The sequence below is a fragment of the Bradyrhizobium sp. USDA 4353 genome (assembly GCF_054063215.1).
The window spans coordinates 2260620-2275529 of sequence record NZ_JBSSGB010000001.1 but is presented as its reverse complement, the minus strand read 5'-3'; the positions used below and the strand labels follow the sequence as shown (position 1 = coordinate 2275529).

Below are 14910 nucleotides of genomic sequence, written 5' to 3'. Positions count from 1 at the left end.
ACAGCGGCCCAAACGGACGCCAGACACATAACGAAACAAAATAGCAGACAGATGCCGCGCTGGCGGCTTGCCGGATCAGGCGCAAGACGCGCGACCAACGAAACCGCCGCGCGCCCAAGATGCTCAGCGCGATCGTGAACGATCAGAACGCATATTCGTCATAGGCCGGCTCGACCGAGCCGTGCCAGGGACCGTTGAACTTCTCGAGCATCTCCTCGGCCGGCGAGCGGCCGCAATCGATGATCTGGTCGAGCGGCTCGAGGTAGCGGCTCTCGTCGCGGCCGCTCTGGTCGACGCGGTTGCGCCGGCGCAGGCCGTGATGGGCGAGCGTCAGGCAGTCCTTCGCGACCTCGAACACGTAGCGATTGCGGATGCGCGCCTTGAAGCCGAGGCGCGGGACGTCGTCGCGCAGGTTCTGGCGCTCGAACGCGGTCCAGGTCTTGACCAGGTCCCACGCGGCATCGAGGCTGGTGTCGTCATAGAGCAGGCCGACCCAGAACGCCGGCAGAGCCGGCAGCCGGCCCCACGGCACGCCATCGGCGCCGCGCATCTCCAGATAACGCTTCAGCCGCACCTCCGGGAAGATCGTCGAGAGGTGGTTGGCCCAATCCGATAGCGTCGGACGCTCGCCGGGCATCGCCGGATTCTTGCCTTCGAAAAAGTCGCGGAACGAGGTGCCGGAGACGTCGATGTAGTTTTCCTCGCGCTTGACGAAATACATGGGAACGTCGAGCGCGTAGTCGACCCAGCGCTCGAACCCCATGCCGTCCTCGAACGCCCACGGGATCATGCCGGAACGCTGATTGTCGGTGTCGCGCCAGATCTCGGAGCGGAACGACAGATAGCCGTTCGGCTTGCCCTCGGTGAACGGCGAGTTGGCGAACAGCGCGGTCGCGATCGGCTGCAAGGCCACCGACACCCGCAGCTTCTTGATCATGTCGGCTTCGGAGGAGAAGTCGAGATTGGTCTGCACCGTGCAGGTCCGGAACATCATGTCGAGGCCGTAGCTGCCGACCTTCGGCATGTAGTCCCGCATGATCTTGTAGCGGCCCTTGGGCATCGCGGGGATTTCGGCGCGCGTCCAGGACGGCGTCATGCCGAGGCCAAGAAAGCCGATGCCGAGCGGGGTCGCGATCTCGCGCACCTGCGCCAGATGCGCCATCAGCTCGGAATGCGTCTGATGCACGGTCTCGACCGGGGCGCCGGACAATTCGAACTGGCCGCCCGGCTCCAGCGAGATCGCGCCGCCACCGGTCACGTCATAGAGCCCGATGATATTGCCGCGCTCCATGATCGGCTCCCAGCCGAGCAGCAGCTTCATGCCCTCCAGCAGCGCGCCGATGCCGCGGGCGCCCTCGTAAGGCACGGGGCGGTGACCGTCGAGCGTGAACGGCGTCTTCTCGTGCTCGGTGCCGATGCGAAACGCCGACGGCGGCTTCACGCCGGCCTCCAGCCACGCCACGAGCTCGTCGCGCGACTGCAGCGGGGTCATATCGATCTGGTCACGCGCCATGGGAGTCTCGGTGGAAAGGCGCGTCGGTGACAGCGCGGGGTGACAGGAAGGGCCGCGGACCCCTGGGGACCGCGGATGTGAATGACATCAGATGGCTCATCGGGGTGACGCGCCTTCTGCGGCCGAGAGTTGCGCGGCTTGGCCGCAGGAGCAGCCGAGCCGGTCGAGCAGCATGCAGAGCTTGGCGGCGTCGGCATCCGACAGCTTCGAGCCGACATGCTTCTCGATCGCGGCCGAATAGGCCGACCACATCCGCGTTCGCAACTCGCGGCCGGCCTCGGTGATCTCGACGAACTGGCCCCGCTTATCGATCTTGCATTCGCGCCTGACCACCAGGCCTTCATCGACCAGCCGGTCGATCAGGCGGGAGGTGGAATATTGCGGGATCAGCATCTGCCGCTCCAGCTCGACCGGGCGCAGTTCACCCGTAGGCGCACGCGACAGCTCGAGAAGCGCATCATACCAGGCGAGCGGCGGGAACCCGGCCTTCTTCAGCTCCTGCTCGACACAGTCGAGCACCCGGCTCTGGACCCGCATCAGGCGGATCCAGGCGGCGGTCGCCTCGGTCGATGGTTTGCGTTTCATGGGCCGGCTCGTATCCTCTGGTCCTCGTTCTAGCGCATTCGATGCAGCTGCATCAATCTTGACGATTCCATGCAAATGCATTTAAGGGCGTGTTAACGCCCGGTCGGTTCCACAAGAAACGGTCTCACGGAGGGAATACACAATGAAGCTTTATTATTCACCCGGCGCCTGCTCGCTGTCGCCCCATATCGCCCTGCTCGAAGCCGGCTTGCCCTACGACCTGGTCAAGGTCGATCTGCGCGCCAAGACCCTGGAAAATGGCGACGATTATCTCAAGGTCAATCCGAAGGGCCAGGTGCCCGCCCTGGGGCTGCCGAGCGGCGAGATCGTGACCGAGGGCCCGGTCATCGTCCAGATGATCGCCGACCAGGCCAAGGACAAGGGCCTGGCTCCGGCCCGCGACAGCAGCGAGCGCTACAAGCTGCTGGAGTGGCTGAACTTCATCACGTCCGAGCTGCACAAGAATTTCGGCCCGATGTTCTCGCCGGTGCTCGCCGACGACGCCAAGGCGTTCTTCAAGGACCGCGTGATGGGCAAGTTCAAGTACATCGACAGCCAGCTCGCCGGCCGCGACTATCTGATGGGCAAGGAGTTCACGGTGGCCGATGGCTATCTGTTCACGATCCTGACCTGGGCGGACCGGATGAAGTTCGATCTGTCTGGAATGCCGAACCTCGTCGCCTATAAGAACCGCGTCGCGTCCCGGCCGAAGGTGCAGGAGGCTTTGACGAAGGAAGGGCTGATGAAGGCGGGGTGAGCTCGCATTTAAGACGCGACCGTATAACCGCGAAGTCGGTGGGCCCCCCTCCCCCTTGCGGGGAGGGGTCGGGGGTGGGGGTCCACGCGGAGACTCTAATCGTGTCAATGGACCTCCCATCTCTAACGTTGAGGCTGACCTGATGTCCCTTTCGTTCGACATTTCCAAGCTGACGGCGAAACAACGGCTCAATCTCATCGGCCTGTTGTGGGACAGCCTGACCACTGAAGACGTGCAGCTGACCTCGGCTCAAGAAGCCGAATTGTCCCGCCGCATGGCTAGCTTCGATGCGGATGCGCGACACGCTGTGCCGTGGGACGATCTAGAGCGCGAGTTTACGAGCAGAGCTCGTGCTGAGATCCACAGATGAACGAGGTCTTCACCAACTGAGACCTTTTCCTGAGACCCCCACCCCCAACCCCTCCCCGCAAGGGGGAGGGGAGTGCAGCGTCGATGTAGCGCCAAGGAGTTTCCTCAAGCGCAGCTGATCACCTTCAAGCCGCCGCCTTCTTCGGCGGGAAGCGGCCGTAGAAGGTTTCGTTCTTGGCGGCCATCTCCTCCAGCAGCTTCGGCGGGGCGAAGCGGGAGCCGTACTTCGCCGTGTATTTGTGGCACAGCTCGACGAAGTTTTTCGTCCCCATGAAGTCGATGTAGGACAGCGTGCCGCCGGTGAACGGGGCGAAGCCGAAGCCCAGGATCGAGCCGACATCGGCCTCGCGCACGTCGGTGATAACGTGGTCCTCGACGGTGCGCGCGGCTTCCACCGCCTGCACCACCAGGAAGCGCTGCTTCAGCTCCTCGACATCGAGCGTGTCGGGATCGAGATGCTTCGGCTGCATCGCTGCCAGCTCCGGCCAGAGCCGCTTCTCACCCTTGCCCTTCTCGGGATAGTCGTAAAAGCCCTTGCCGTTCTTGCGGCCGAAGCGGCCCTGCTTCTCGACCAGCTCGACCATCAGCTTCTTGTGGTCCTGGTTGATCGCGTTGGCGCCAAGATCATGCTCGGTGGCCTTCATGATCTTCAGGCCGAGATCGAGCGCGACCTCGTCCGACAGCGACAGCGGGCCGACCGGCATGCCGGCCATCTTGGCGGCGTTCTCGATCATCGCGGGCGGCACGCCTTCGAGGAACATCTCGTTGCCCTCGGCGATGTAGCGCATCACGCAGCGGTTGGCGAAGAAGCCGCGGGAATCGTTGACCACGATCGGCGTCTTGCCGATGGTGCGGACATAATCCAGCGCGGTCGCCAGCGCGACATCGCCTGTCGCCTTACCCATGATGATCTCGACCAGCATCATCTTCTCGACCGGCGAGAAGAAGTGGATGCCGATGAAGCGGCCCTGGTCCTTGAACTCCTCGGCCAGCGAGGTGATCGGCAGGGTCGAGGTGTTGGAGGCGAAGATCGCGCCGTCCTTCAGATGCTGTTGAGCCTTCGCGTAGGTCTCGGCCTTGACCTTGCGGTCCTCGAACACGGCCTCGATGACGAGGTCGCAATCCTTCAGAGCGGCATAGTCGGCGGTCGCAGATATGCGGCCCATGATCGCCTCGGCCTCGCCCGGCTTGGCGCGCCCCTTCTTGACCAGGCCGTCGATCACGCTCTGCGCATGAGCCTTGCCCTTGTCGGCGCTCTCCTGGTCGCGATCGATCAGCACGACCTCGAGGCCGCCGCGCGCCGACACATAACCCACGCTGGCGCCCATGAAGCCGGCGCCGATCACTGCGATCTTCTTGATCTTGGTGGCCGGCACGTCAGCCGGACGGCGCGCGCCCTTGTTCAGCTCCTGCATCGACAGGAACAGGCTGCGGATCATCGCCGCCGCTTCCTTGGAGCGCAGGATCTTGGTGAAGTACCGCGACTCGACGCGCAGCGCGGCGTCGATCGGAAGCTGCAGGCCCTCATACACGCAGCTCATGATGGCGCGCGCGGCCGGATAGTTGTCGTAGGTCTCGCGGCGGTAGATGGCGTTGCCTGCCGGGAACATCATCATGCCGTTCTTGGAGAACACCGGGCCGCCGGGCAGCTTGAAGCCCTTTTCGTCCCACGGCTGAACCGCCTTGCCGCCGCCCTTGATCCAGTCCTTGGCGGCCTTGATGAGATCCGCTGCCGGCACGATCGCGTCGACCAGCTTCAGCGCCTTGGCCTTATCGAGGGTGAGCGCCTCGCCCTTCAGCAGCAGGTTCATCGCGTCCTGCGGCTGCACGATGCGCGGCACCCGCTGGGTGCCGCCGGCGCCGGGAAACAGGCCGACCTTGATCTCGGGCAGGCCGAGCCGGGTCTTCGGGTTCTCGGCCGCGACACGATAGTGGCACGACAGGGTGATCTCGAAGCCGCCGCCGAGCGCGAGGCCGTTGATCGCGGCGACCCACGGCTTGCCCGAGGTCTCCATCGCGCGATTGATCTGCGAGAACCGCCGGCTGGTGTCGAACAACATCTGGTTGGCGGCTTCCTCGCCCTTGCTGGTCAGCACATCCTGATAGATGCGGTTCATGCCTTCGAGCATCGACAGATCGGCGCCGGCGCAGAACGCCTCCTTGGCGGAGGTGATGACGACGCCCTTGATGGCGGCGTCGGCGGTGGTCTCCTTGACGAGGGCCTCGAGCTCGTTGGTCGAGGTCTCGTCGAGCACGTTCATCGAACGGCCGGGGATATCCCAGGTGATCAGCGCAATGCCGTCGGCATCGGTTTCGAGCTTGAAGTTCTTGAAGGCCATATGGTGCTCCCTCGGTGCCAGCAGCCGGTCGGCGCGGCGTTGATGCGTGCTAAGATCTGGGTTCACCCTCTCCCCTTGCGGGAGAGGGTGCCTGAGCGAAGCGAAGGCGGGTGAGGGGTATGCCTCCACAGATGCGATTGCTGAGGCATACCCCTCACCCGGCCCGAACCCGCTCCGCGTGTTCGTGCCACCCTCTCCCGCAAGGGGAGAGGGTAAAGATCACACCCGCTCGATGATGGTCGCGGTGCCCATGCCGCCGCCGATGCACAGCGTGACCAAGGCGGTCGCCTTGCCGGTGCGCTCCAATTCGTCGAGCACGGTGCCCAGGATCATCGCGCCGGTGGCGCCGAGCGGATGGCCGAGCGCGATGGCGCCGCCATTGACGTTGATCTTGTCCTTGTCGATCTCGAACGCCTGCATGTAGCGCAGCACCACGGACGCGAAGGCCTCGTTGAGCTCGAAGAGGTCGATGTCGGACTTCGTCATGCCGGAGCGTGCGAACAGTTTTTCGGTGACGTCGACCGGGCCGGTCAGCATCATCGCCGGCTCCGAGCCGATATTCGCGAACGCACGGATCTTCGCGCGCGCCTTCAGGCCGTACTTCTCGCCCGCCTCCTTGCTGCCGAGCAGCACAGCGCCGGCGCCGTCGACGATTCCCGAGGAGTTGCCGGCGTGATGCACGTAGTTGACGCGCTCGATCTCGGGATGCGACTGCACCGCGACCGCATCGAAGCCGCCCATCTGCGCCATCGCCGCGAATGACGGCTGCAGTTGCGCCAGCGACTGCATCGTGGTGGACGGGCGCATATGCTCGTCCTTGGCGAGGATGGTCAGGCCGTTGACGTCCTTGACCGGCACGACGGACTTGTCGAAGCGGCCCTCTTCCCAGGACTTCGCCGCGCGCTGCTGGCTCTGCACGGCGTAGGCGTCGACGTCGTCGCGCGAGAAGCCGTATTTGGTCGCGATCAGGTCGGCCGAGATGCCCTGCGGCATGAAGTAGGACGGAACGGCCATCGACGGGTCCATCGGCCAGGCGCCGCCGGAGGCGCCGATGCCGACGCGGCTCATCGACTCCGCACCACCGCCGATGACCAGCTCGTGCTGGCCGCTCATGATCTGCGCGGCGGCGAAGTTCACGGCATCCAGGCCCGAGGCGCAGAAGCGGCTGATCTGCACGCCCGGCACGGCCTCGCCGAGGCCGGCGTTGAGCGCGGCGAAGCGCGCGATGTCCGAGCCGGCCTCGCCGACAGGATCGACGACGCCGAGCACGACGTCATCGACGGCGTCCTCGGGGATGTTGTTGCGGTCCTTGAGCGCCTTCAGCGGCACGGTGGCGAGCGCGAGCGCGGTCACCTCGTGCAAAGCGCCGTCGGACTTGCCGCGGCCGCGGGGAGTACGCACGTGGTCGTAGATAAAGGCCTCAGGCATCACGCCCTCCTCATCTGGTCCAATTTGTCGTTGTCAGCATAGGACGAAGGCCGGCACGCAGGTCGCACCGGCCTTCGTCCGAAATCAGAAGGCTTCCGCCGGCAGCTCCATCACGGTCGCGCAGCCGGCCTGCAGGCGGGCGAGATGCGCCGCCGTCTCGGGCAGCACGCGCTCCATGAAGAAGCGGCCCGTCACCAGCTTGGTGGTGAGATAGGTCGAGCTGTCGCCGGCAGCAATCTTGTCCTGCGCGACCTTGACCATCCTGGCCCACATGTAGCCGAAGGTGACCAGCGCGAAGAGATGCATGTAGTCGGTGGCGGCCGCACCGGCATTGTCCGGCTTGGTCATCGCGTTCTGCATCAGCCAGGTCGTGGCCTGCTGCAGATGGCCGAGCGCCATCGAGAGCGGCGTGATGAACGGCTTCATCGCGTCGTTGCCGCCGTGCTCCTTGGCAAACGAGCCGACCTCGCCGAAGAACGCCATGACCGCGCGGCCGCCGTCGCGCGGCAGCTTGCGGCCGACGAGGTCCAGCGCCTGGATGCCATTGGCGCCCTCGTAGATCATCGCGATGCGCGCATCGCGCACGAACTGCTCCATGCCCCATTCGGCGATGTAGCCGTGGCCGCCATACATCTGCTGCGCCTGAACTGCGTTGGCGAAGCCCATGTCGGTCATGTAGCCCTTCATCACCGGGGTCATCAGGCCCATGTGGTCGTCGGCGGCCTGGCGGTCCTTCGGGTCCTGCGAGCGATGCGCGACGTCGCTCTTCAGCGAGGTCCACACCACCATCGCGCGCGCCGCCTCGTTGAAGGCGCGGATCGACAGCAAGGTGCGACGCACGTCGGGATGCACGATGATCGGATCGGCGGCCTTGTCCGGCGCCTTCGGACCCGTCAGCGAGCGGCCCTGGATGCGCTCGCGCGCATAGGCGACCGCGTTCTGATAGGCGACCTCGGACTGCGCGAGGCCCTGCACGGCGACGCCGAGCCGGGCCTCGTTCATCATCACGAACATGCCCTGCATGCCCTTGTTCTCTTCGCCGATCAGCCATCCGGTGGCGTTGTCGTAGTTCATCACACAGGTCGAGTTGCCGTGGATGCCCATCTTGTGCTCGATCGAGCCGCACATGACGCCGTTGCGCGCGCCCACGCTGCCGTCCGGATTGACCAGGAACTTGGGTACGACGAACAGCGAGATGCCCTTGATGCCGGCCGGCGCGCCCTCGATGCGGGCGAGGACGAGATGGATGATGTTGTCGGCGAGATCGTGCTCGCCGGCCGAGATGAAGATCTTGGTGCCGGAGATCTTGAAGCTGCCGTCGTCCTGGCGCACCGCCTTGGTGCGCAGCAGGCCGAGGTCGGTGCCGCAATGCGGCTCGGTCAGGTTCATGGTGCCGGTCCATTCGCCGGCGACCATCTTCGGCACGTAGGTCTTCTTCTGCTCCTCGCTGCCATGCACGATCAGCGCGGCGGTCGCGCCCATGGTGAGGCCGCCATACATCGAGAACGCCATGTTGGCGGAGCACTGGAATTCGTTGACGGTCTGGCTGAGCGTCACCGGCAGGCCCTGCCCGCCATATTCCGTCGGCGCCGACAGGCCGAGCCAGCCGCCTTCCTTGATCTGCTTATAGGCCTCCTTGAAGCCCTTCGGCGTGGTCACGCTGCCATCGTCATGACGCTTGCAGCCTTCGAGATCGCCTGTGCGATTGAGCGGGTGCAGCACCTCTTCGGCGAGCTTGGCCGCTTCGCTGAGGATCGCCTCGCGGACATCGGCCGAGGCATCGGAGAAGCCCGGCAGATTGTCGTAGCGGTCGATCTGGAACACGTCGTTCAGCAGGAAGGTGACATCTTCCACGGGGGCTTTGTAGATCGGCATCGGCGTCTCCGGCAGGAAGGCTGAAGGTTCAGACTGAGATTTGCGGACGCGGCAGGCAATGCAGGCCGCGGACTTTAGCGATTTCGTTGCACTTGCGGCAGCCGTTGATTTGCGGCTGGTGGTCGCGTCACGAGGGTTTCGTCATTGCAGCGAGTTGCTCGCCCATGAGGCGGTGCAGCAAATTGACCGCCTTGAGCGGACGCACCATCACCTTGAAGTGCGTGATCAGGCCGGAATCGTCGAAGCTGATGATATCGACGCCGTTGAGCTTGATGCCTTCGATCTCGTTCTCGAATTCGAGCACGGCGCCCGTGGCGTTACGCCACTCCCCCACATACTTGAATCCGGGACCGCCCAACACTTTCTCAGCACTCGCGAGATATTTGAAGGTGATGTCGCGGCCACGCTGCGGCGTGTGCACGACGGGGCTTTCAAACACGGCATCCGGGTGCAGCAGCTCCCGCAAAGCGCCGAGATCGTGAGACCTCATATAGCCGTACCATCCGTCGAGGCCGGTCTTTGTCATTGGGCGTCTCCTCGGGGCGGAACAGGCCAGCACCACAACCACCCCATATGCACATTGACGCATATGCGCCAATGTGCATAATGTCAAGCGTGGAGCGGGGCGAACCAAGATCAGAAAAACGGGAGCAGTTTCCGGCCATGGCCCTCGGCGACGCCATTCTCGCTTGCCTCACCGAACATCCGATGACGGGCTATGAGCTCGCCAAGACCTTCGACTCCTCGATCGGGTTCTTCTGGAAGACCGACCACCAGCAGATCTACCGGGAACTCTCCCGGCTGCGCGACCGCGGCTATATCCAGGGCCGCGAGGTGGTGCAGACCGGTAAGCCGAACAAGCTCGTCTACACATTGACGCCGGAGGGCCGCGCCGCCTTCCGCAGTTGGGCCGCGCGGCCGAGCACGCCGGCTTCCACCAAGGACGATCTTCTCGTCCGACTCTATGCGCTGGGGGCGGCCGACATCGCGCCGATCCGGGCCGACCTGATGGCGCGGCTGGAGCATCACCGTGACCGCGCCGAGCGCTACGACCGCATCCTCAAGAAGCACTATGCCGACGGCAGCGTCGCGCCGGCCGACATGGGCAAGCTGCTCAATTTGCGGCTCGGCCTGCGCCACGAGCGCATGGTCGCCGAATGGTGCGAGGAAGCGATCACCGCGCTGTCGGCTCTCTCGCCCACTGCCAGCGTGCGGCCGCTCGATGCGTCGTCACGTGAAAACGCGGGCTGATTCGCGGCGTTCGCTCAGCGCAAAACTTCTGACCGCGCCAGCGGTAAACTTAACCCGTTATTTACCGTAAAAGTCAAAAGTCGGGACCTGGAGCAGACGATCTGCGCGGACCCGTTCATGTTCACGTCTGGGGACGCGTGGGGAGGCTGGAGGCGCTTGGTGGAGCGCTGGAAGCGGAACCGGACGAGACATGAATTCGCGCGTACCGTGGAGTAATGAAGGCATCGACCCGTCCGTCCGCGAGAGGGCCGAGGCCGCGGCGCAACGCGCCGGCATGACGCTGAACGACTGGATCAACTCCACGCTCGGCGCATCGGCTCCGCCTGATTTCCGCGGCAGCCCCGTCCCGCGCAGCACGCCGCCGGCCAGCCGCGATGCTCGTGAAGTCTCGGACATCCACCAGCGGCTCGATTCCATCGCACGACAGATCGAGCACATGTCGCGTCCGGGCGCGCGCAAGGACGCGCCGCGCGACGAGCAGGGCGTGGCGCGCCAGCTCAATGACGCCATCTCGCGACTCGACGCCCGCCTGTCGCAGATCTCCACGCCGCTGCGCAAGCCCGCCACCGAGGACCGCTATCGCGGTCCCGACGGCGTCGAGCGCGCCGCCGCCCAGCTCTATCGTCCGGCCCAGCCGCTCAGCGCCGGCTCCTTCGACATCGCCGTGGCCGAGATCAGCGCCCGCCAGAGCGAGCTCGACAATGCACGCCCGCTGCCGCCGCATCAGGCGCCGCCGACCGCGCCCGCGATGGCGCCTGCCGCAGCCCCGCTGATGACGCCGCCGCCGGCGCCCGCAGCCGGCCCCGATTTCTCGCAGCTCGAACGTCACCTGCTGAAGATCACCAGCCAGATCGAGTCGCTGCATCGTCCCGAGGACGTCATCGAGCAGTCGATCGCGGGCTTCCGCACCGAGCTGGCCGAGATCCGCCTCACCATCACCGAGGCGATGCCGCGGCGTGCGATCGAGTCGATCGAGAACGAGATCCGCTCGCTGTCACGCCGCATCGACGAGAACCGCCAGAGCGGCGTCGACGGCCAGGCGCTTGCCGGCATCGAGCGCGCTTTGACCGACATCCGCGAGGTGGTCGGCTCGCTCAAGCCCGCCGAGCAGCTCGCCGTCTATGACGAGGCGATCCGCAATCTCGGCGCCAAGCTCGACCTGATCCTGCGCGCCAATGATGATCCCGGCACGGTTCAGCAGCTCGAAAGCGCCATCACGGCGCTGCGCGCGATCGTGGCCAATGTCGCCTCCAACGATGCGCTGGAGCGGCTGTCGGACGATCTGCGTCAATTGTCCTCGAAGGTCGACCAGGTCACGCAGGCGCGCGACACGCACGAGTCCTTCCACGATTCCTTTGCGGCGCTGGAGCAGCGCATCGCGGCCCTGACCTCGACGCTCGAAAACCGCGAGCATCCCGCCCCCGCGCCTGACAACACCGCCCAGATCGAGGACGCGCTGCGCGGCCTGTCGGACCGCATCGACCGGCTGCAGGTCGGCAATGACGGCTCGTCCGCGATCGCCCATCTCGAGCAGCGCATCAGCTATCTCCTGGAGCGGCTGGAAGCGGCCAACGATCCGCGCGGCGGCAACATGTCCCGGGTCGAGGACGGCCTGCAGGACATCCTGCGCTATCTCGAGCGGCAGCAAGCGACGTTCGCAGCGCTGTCGGAGAGCCGGTCGCAGCGCGAGGCGTCGCATGACACCGGCCTCGTCGACATGGTCAAGCGCGAGCTGTCGGACATCCGCTTCAGCCAGACCGAGACCGATCGCAACACCCAGGACTCGCTCGAAGCGGTCCACAATACGCTCGGCCACGTCGTCGACCGGCTCGCGATGATCGAGGGCGATCTGCGCAATGTGCGCGCGACGACCAGCCAGCCGGCGGTCCTGCCGCCGCTTGCGCCGACGATCGAGCCGCCGATTCCCGCCGCCGCACGTGCGCCGGCGCCGCAGGCCTATGCCGATCCGCCCCGAGCCGAGCCGTCCTATCGGCCGGAGCTGCCGAATCCGGCGGCCGCGCAGATGGTTGCGCCTATGGCTGCCCCTATGGCTGCCCCTATGGCCCCTCCGGCGCCCGCTCCATCGGCGTTCGCCGCGGCCCCGCGCGACTTCCACGCGGCGGCAGCGCCGGCCCCTGCTCCGATGCCGCCGCCGATCCCGCCCAAGGCGATCGCCGACATCCTGGAGCCGCACGCCGCCCAGGCGGCGCAGGCCGCGCGTCCCACCGCGATCGTTCCCGAGCTGCCGCCGGATCATCCGCTGGAGCCGGGCACGCGCCCGCCGGGCCGGACCGCGTCTCCCGCCGAGCGCATCGCCGCATCCGAGGACGCGCTGAGCGAGCTGCCCGCCGCCAAGCGTGAGCCTGTCTCCACGTCCAGCTTCATCGCCGCTGCCCGGCGCGCCGCGCAGGCTGCCGCCGCGGCACAGCCGGTCGATCCGAAGAAGGCGAAAAAGGAAAAGCCGAAGGAGAAGGCCAAGGAGCCGCCACCGAAGGCCGTCGCCAAGGAAGCGGCCAAGGAGCCGGCAAAGGCCAAGACCAAGGAGAAGCCGACGATCGCCCTGACGGCCGAAGGTGACGAGGAGGTCTCGACCATCGGCTCGAAGATCCGCTCGCTGCTGGTCGGCGCCAGCGTCGTGGTGATCGTGCTCGGCACCTTCAAATTCGCCATGTCGCTGCTCGACACCGGCTCGACGCCGCCGCCCGTCGCCCCGATGGAGAGCCAGAGCGAGGCGCCGCGCGCGCAGATGCCGTCGTCGACGCCCAGCATGTCGCCGCGCCCGGCCACGCCGGACCAGAGCGTGCCGTCGCTGACCTCGCCGACCCCGATCGACCGCCAGTCCTATAACCGGGCGATGCCGAGCGAGGCGGAGACGATCGCGATGCTCGCGATCCCGCAGGACACCGACAAGCAGGCCGCCGCCGCCAACGACGTCACCGGGACGATCCCGACCGCCGCCAACGGCCAGAGGCTCGGCCTCGTCCAGGTGCCGGCGTCCGAAAAGCTGCCGGATGCGATCGGCGGCATGGCGCTGCGCAATGCAGCGCTGAAGGGCGATCCGACCGCGGCCTACGAGGTCGGCGTGCGCTTTGCCGAGGGCAAGGGCATCGCGCCGAACTATGAGGAAGCCGCCAAATGGTATGACCGCGCTGCGCAGGCCGGGCTCATTCCCGCCGTGTTCCGGCTCGGCACCTTTTACGAGAAGGGCCTCGGCGTGAAGAAGGACCCCGATATCGCCCGCCGCTACTACGTCGTCGCCGCCGAGCGCGGCAACGCCAAGGCGATGCACAATCTCGCGGTGCTCGATGCCGATGGCGGCGGCAAGGGCACGAACTACAAGAGCGCGTCGCAATGGTTCCGCAAGGCCGCTGAGCGCGGCGTCGCCGACAGCCAGTTCAACCTCGGCATCCTCTATGCGCGGGGCATCGGCGTCGAGCAGAACCTCGCCGAGTCCTACAAATGGTTCACCCTCGCCGCGGCCCAGGGCGATGCGGATGCCGGACGCAAGCGTGACGACGTCGCCAAGCGGCTCGATGCGCAGTCGCTGGCCGCCGCCAAGCTCGCGATCCAGACCTTCACAATCGAGCCGCAGCCGGACGACGCGATCAACGTGCCGGCACCCGCCGGCGGCTGGGACGGCAACCAGGCGATTGCCAAGGCCGCCGCAGCCAAGGCCGCCCTGGCCAAGCGGTCGGCCGCGGCGGCCCCGCGCTGAGGACCCCCTCGGCGCAGCGCGCCGGCAGCGATGCTGCGGCCGTGAAGATGGCGACAAAATCCTGAACACGTCCGCCCGCGCGCCATAGTGTCGTGCGGGCGATCGGTATAGGACTTCGCGACGGCGCGTGATGGACGCCGCGAGGGAGTGTCGGCGCGTGACAGCCGGAGACCAGCAGCAGGACGGCGCGCCGTTCCGACAATCGCCGACCGGCCCGCGCGTGGCGCCGCGGCCGCAGCCGAGCTTCACCGCCGCGCCTCGATCCCCGGTGCAGCAGGTGACCGACGGCTATCCCGCGGCGTTCCGGTGGCGCCGGATAGCCTCGGTAATCTTCTTTGTCGGCATCATGCTCAGCGGCGGAATCCGCGCCTATCGCGACCTGTCGCGTCCGGATGCCTGGTCGTTCTGGAAGGATCAGTACGTCTCGCCCAGCCTGTCCTCGGCGCTGGTCACCGACGCCGCACTCGGTGCGACCGGCGGAACTCGTGCCGTGCTCGCGGTGAGCGGCCGCATCGGCCCGGCCGCCGCGATCTGGCTGCGCGAGCGGATCAATGAATCCAACCTGAAGACCGGCGATGTGGTGCTGTTGTCCTCACCCGGCGGCAATCTCGAGCAGGGCGTCTTGATGGGCGAGATCATCCGCGCCCACGGGCTGGCCACCGCGGTCGGCGTGCTGGACAAAAGCGGCCGCATCCGCCCCGGCTACTGCGCGAGCGCCTGCGTCTTCACCTTCGCGGGTGGCCAGACCCGCTACGGCCTCGACGGCTCGGCGCTCGGCGTCCACCGCTTCACCTCCAAAGCGGAGGGCGAGGACGCGGTCGCCGATACCCAGCGCGTCACCGGCGCGATCCTGGGCTATGTCACCCGCATGGGCATCTCGTCGCAGGTGATCGAAGCGATGTCCGAGACGCGCGACATCCGCTGGCTGGATCCGCAGGAGGCCGAGGCGATGAAGCTGGTGACGGCGCCGCTGAAGCCGCTCTGATCGATCGGACGGTGACAGCGTCGGCAGATCGCGGGGCTTGGAGCGGGAATCCTTGATCCCCTCGGCCGCGTTTTCGGTTATGCAGGACGCAAA

General features: G+C 66.3%; 11 protein-coding genes. 5 read left to right on the top strand and 6 right to left on the bottom strand.

Features of this window, described 5'->3' with window-relative positions; all coding sequences use genetic code 11:
- Positions 1–142 precede the first annotated feature (142 nt).
- Together ACVILH_RS10145 and ACVILH_RS10140 are read right to left on the bottom strand one after the other, a co-directional pair.
- Positions 143–1513 (bottom strand): glutamate--cysteine ligase, encoded by a 1371-nt coding sequence (locus tag ACVILH_RS10145; RefSeq protein ID WP_456712767.1) that lies wholly within the window; start codon positions 1511–1513, stop codon positions 143–145.
- A gap of 96 nt (positions 1514–1609) precedes the next feature.
- Positions 1610–2098: a MarR family winged helix-turn-helix transcriptional regulator gene (locus ACVILH_RS10140; RefSeq protein ID WP_456712766.1), complete on the bottom strand. Its 489-nt coding sequence runs from the start codon at positions 2096–2098 to the stop codon at positions 1610–1612.
- A 142-nt stretch (positions 2099–2240) separates the two neighbouring features.
- Between ACVILH_RS10140 and gstA the strand changes: the two genes are divergently transcribed.
- Both gstA and ACVILH_RS10130 read left to right on the top strand, forming a co-directional pair.
- Positions 2241–2855: a glutathione transferase GstA gene (gstA, locus tag ACVILH_RS10135; protein WP_456712765.1), complete on the top strand. Its 615-nt coding sequence runs from the start codon at positions 2241–2243 to the stop codon at positions 2853–2855.
- A 142-nt stretch (positions 2856–2997) separates the two neighbouring features.
- Positions 2998–3225, top strand: coding sequence for an addiction module protein (locus ACVILH_RS10130; protein ID WP_456712764.1), 228 nt, complete (start codon positions 2998–3000; stop codon positions 3223–3225).
- A gap of 124 nt (positions 3226–3349) precedes the next feature.
- Here the strand turns inward: ACVILH_RS10130 and ACVILH_RS10125 are convergent, their stop codons facing one another.
- From ACVILH_RS10125 to ACVILH_RS10110, 4 genes are all read right to left on the bottom strand, one after another.
- Entirely contained in the window at positions 3350–5563 is a 2214-nt protein-coding gene (locus ACVILH_RS10125) for a 3-hydroxyacyl-CoA dehydrogenase NAD-binding domain-containing protein (RefSeq protein ID WP_456712763.1), read from the bottom strand.
- A gap of 219 nt (positions 5564–5782) precedes the next feature.
- Positions 5783–6991, bottom strand: coding sequence for an acetyl-CoA C-acetyltransferase (locus ACVILH_RS10120; RefSeq protein WP_456712762.1), 1209 nt, complete (start codon positions 6989–6991; stop codon positions 5783–5785).
- An 84-nt stretch (positions 6992–7075) separates the two neighbouring features.
- On the bottom strand, positions 7076–8866 hold the full coding sequence (locus ACVILH_RS10115; protein WP_456712761.1) for an acyl-CoA dehydrogenase C-terminal domain-containing protein: 1791 nt from the start codon (positions 8864–8866) through the stop codon (positions 7076–7078).
- A gap of 127 nt (positions 8867–8993) precedes the next feature.
- On the bottom strand, positions 8994–9392 hold the full coding sequence (locus ACVILH_RS10110; RefSeq protein ID WP_456712760.1) for a nuclear transport factor 2 family protein: 399 nt from the start codon (positions 9390–9392) through the stop codon (positions 8994–8996).
- 137 nt (positions 9393–9529) lie between these two features.
- Here ACVILH_RS10110 and ACVILH_RS10105 point away from each other — a divergent pair, with 137 nt between their 5' ends.
- The 3 genes from ACVILH_RS10105 to ACVILH_RS10095 all read left to right on the top strand — a co-directional run bounded on the left by ACVILH_RS10105 (position 9530) and on the right by ACVILH_RS10095 (position 14817).
- Positions 9530–10117: a PadR family transcriptional regulator gene (locus ACVILH_RS10105; RefSeq protein ID WP_456712759.1), complete on the top strand. Its 588-nt coding sequence runs from the start codon at positions 9530–9532 to the stop codon at positions 10115–10117.
- Positions 10118–10307: 190 nt separating this feature from the next.
- Positions 10308–13832: a hypothetical protein gene (locus ACVILH_RS10100; protein ID WP_456712758.1), complete on the top strand. Its 3525-nt coding sequence runs from the start codon at positions 10308–10310 to the stop codon at positions 13830–13832.
- Positions 13833–13962: 130 nt separating this feature from the next.
- On the top strand, positions 13963–14817 hold the full coding sequence (locus ACVILH_RS10095; protein WP_456712757.1) for a hypothetical protein: 855 nt from the start codon (positions 13963–13965) through the stop codon (positions 14815–14817).
- The last annotated feature ends 93 nt before the right edge of the window (positions 14818–14910 follow it).

What these genes read in the sequence shown, in the direction of transcription:
- ACVILH_RS10125 (WP_456712763.1), bottom strand. Translation starts at nt 5,563, where the DNA reads ATGGCCTTCAAGAACTTCAAGCTCGAAACCGATGCCGACGGCATTGCG.
- gstA (WP_456712765.1), top strand. Translation starts at nt 2,241, where the DNA reads ATGAAGCTTTATTATTCACCCGGCGCCTGCTCGCTGTCGCCCCATATC.
- ACVILH_RS10145 (WP_456712767.1), bottom strand. Translation starts at nt 1,513, where the DNA reads ATGGCGCGTGACCAGATCGATATGACCCCGCTGCAGTCGCGCGACGAG.
- ACVILH_RS10115 (WP_456712761.1), bottom strand. Translation starts at nt 8,866, where the DNA reads ATGCCGATCTACAAAGCCCCCGTGGAAGATGTCACCTTCCTGCTGAAC.
- ACVILH_RS10095 (WP_456712757.1), top strand. Translation starts at nt 13,963, where the DNA reads ATGGACGCCGCGAGGGAGTGTCGGCGCGTGACAGCCGGAGACCAGCAG.
- ACVILH_RS10120 (WP_456712762.1), bottom strand. Translation starts at nt 6,991, where the DNA reads ATGCCTGAGGCCTTTATCTACGACCACGTGCGTACTCCCCGCGGCCGC.
- ACVILH_RS10105 (WP_456712759.1), top strand. Translation starts at nt 9,530, where the DNA reads ATGGCCCTCGGCGACGCCATTCTCGCTTGCCTCACCGAACATCCGATG.
- ACVILH_RS10140 (WP_456712766.1), bottom strand. Translation starts at nt 2,098, where the DNA reads ATGAAACGCAAACCATCGACCGAGGCGACCGCCGCCTGGATCCGCCTG.
- ACVILH_RS10130 (WP_456712764.1), top strand. Translation starts at nt 2,998, where the DNA reads ATGTCCCTTTCGTTCGACATTTCCAAGCTGACGGCGAAACAACGGCTC.
- ACVILH_RS10100 (WP_456712758.1), top strand. Translation starts at nt 10,308, where the DNA reads ATGAATTCGCGCGTACCGTGGAGTAATGAAGGCATCGACCCGTCCGTC.
- ACVILH_RS10110 (WP_456712760.1), bottom strand. Translation starts at nt 9,392, where the DNA reads ATGACAAAGACCGGCCTCGACGGATGGTACGGCTATATGAGGTCTCAC.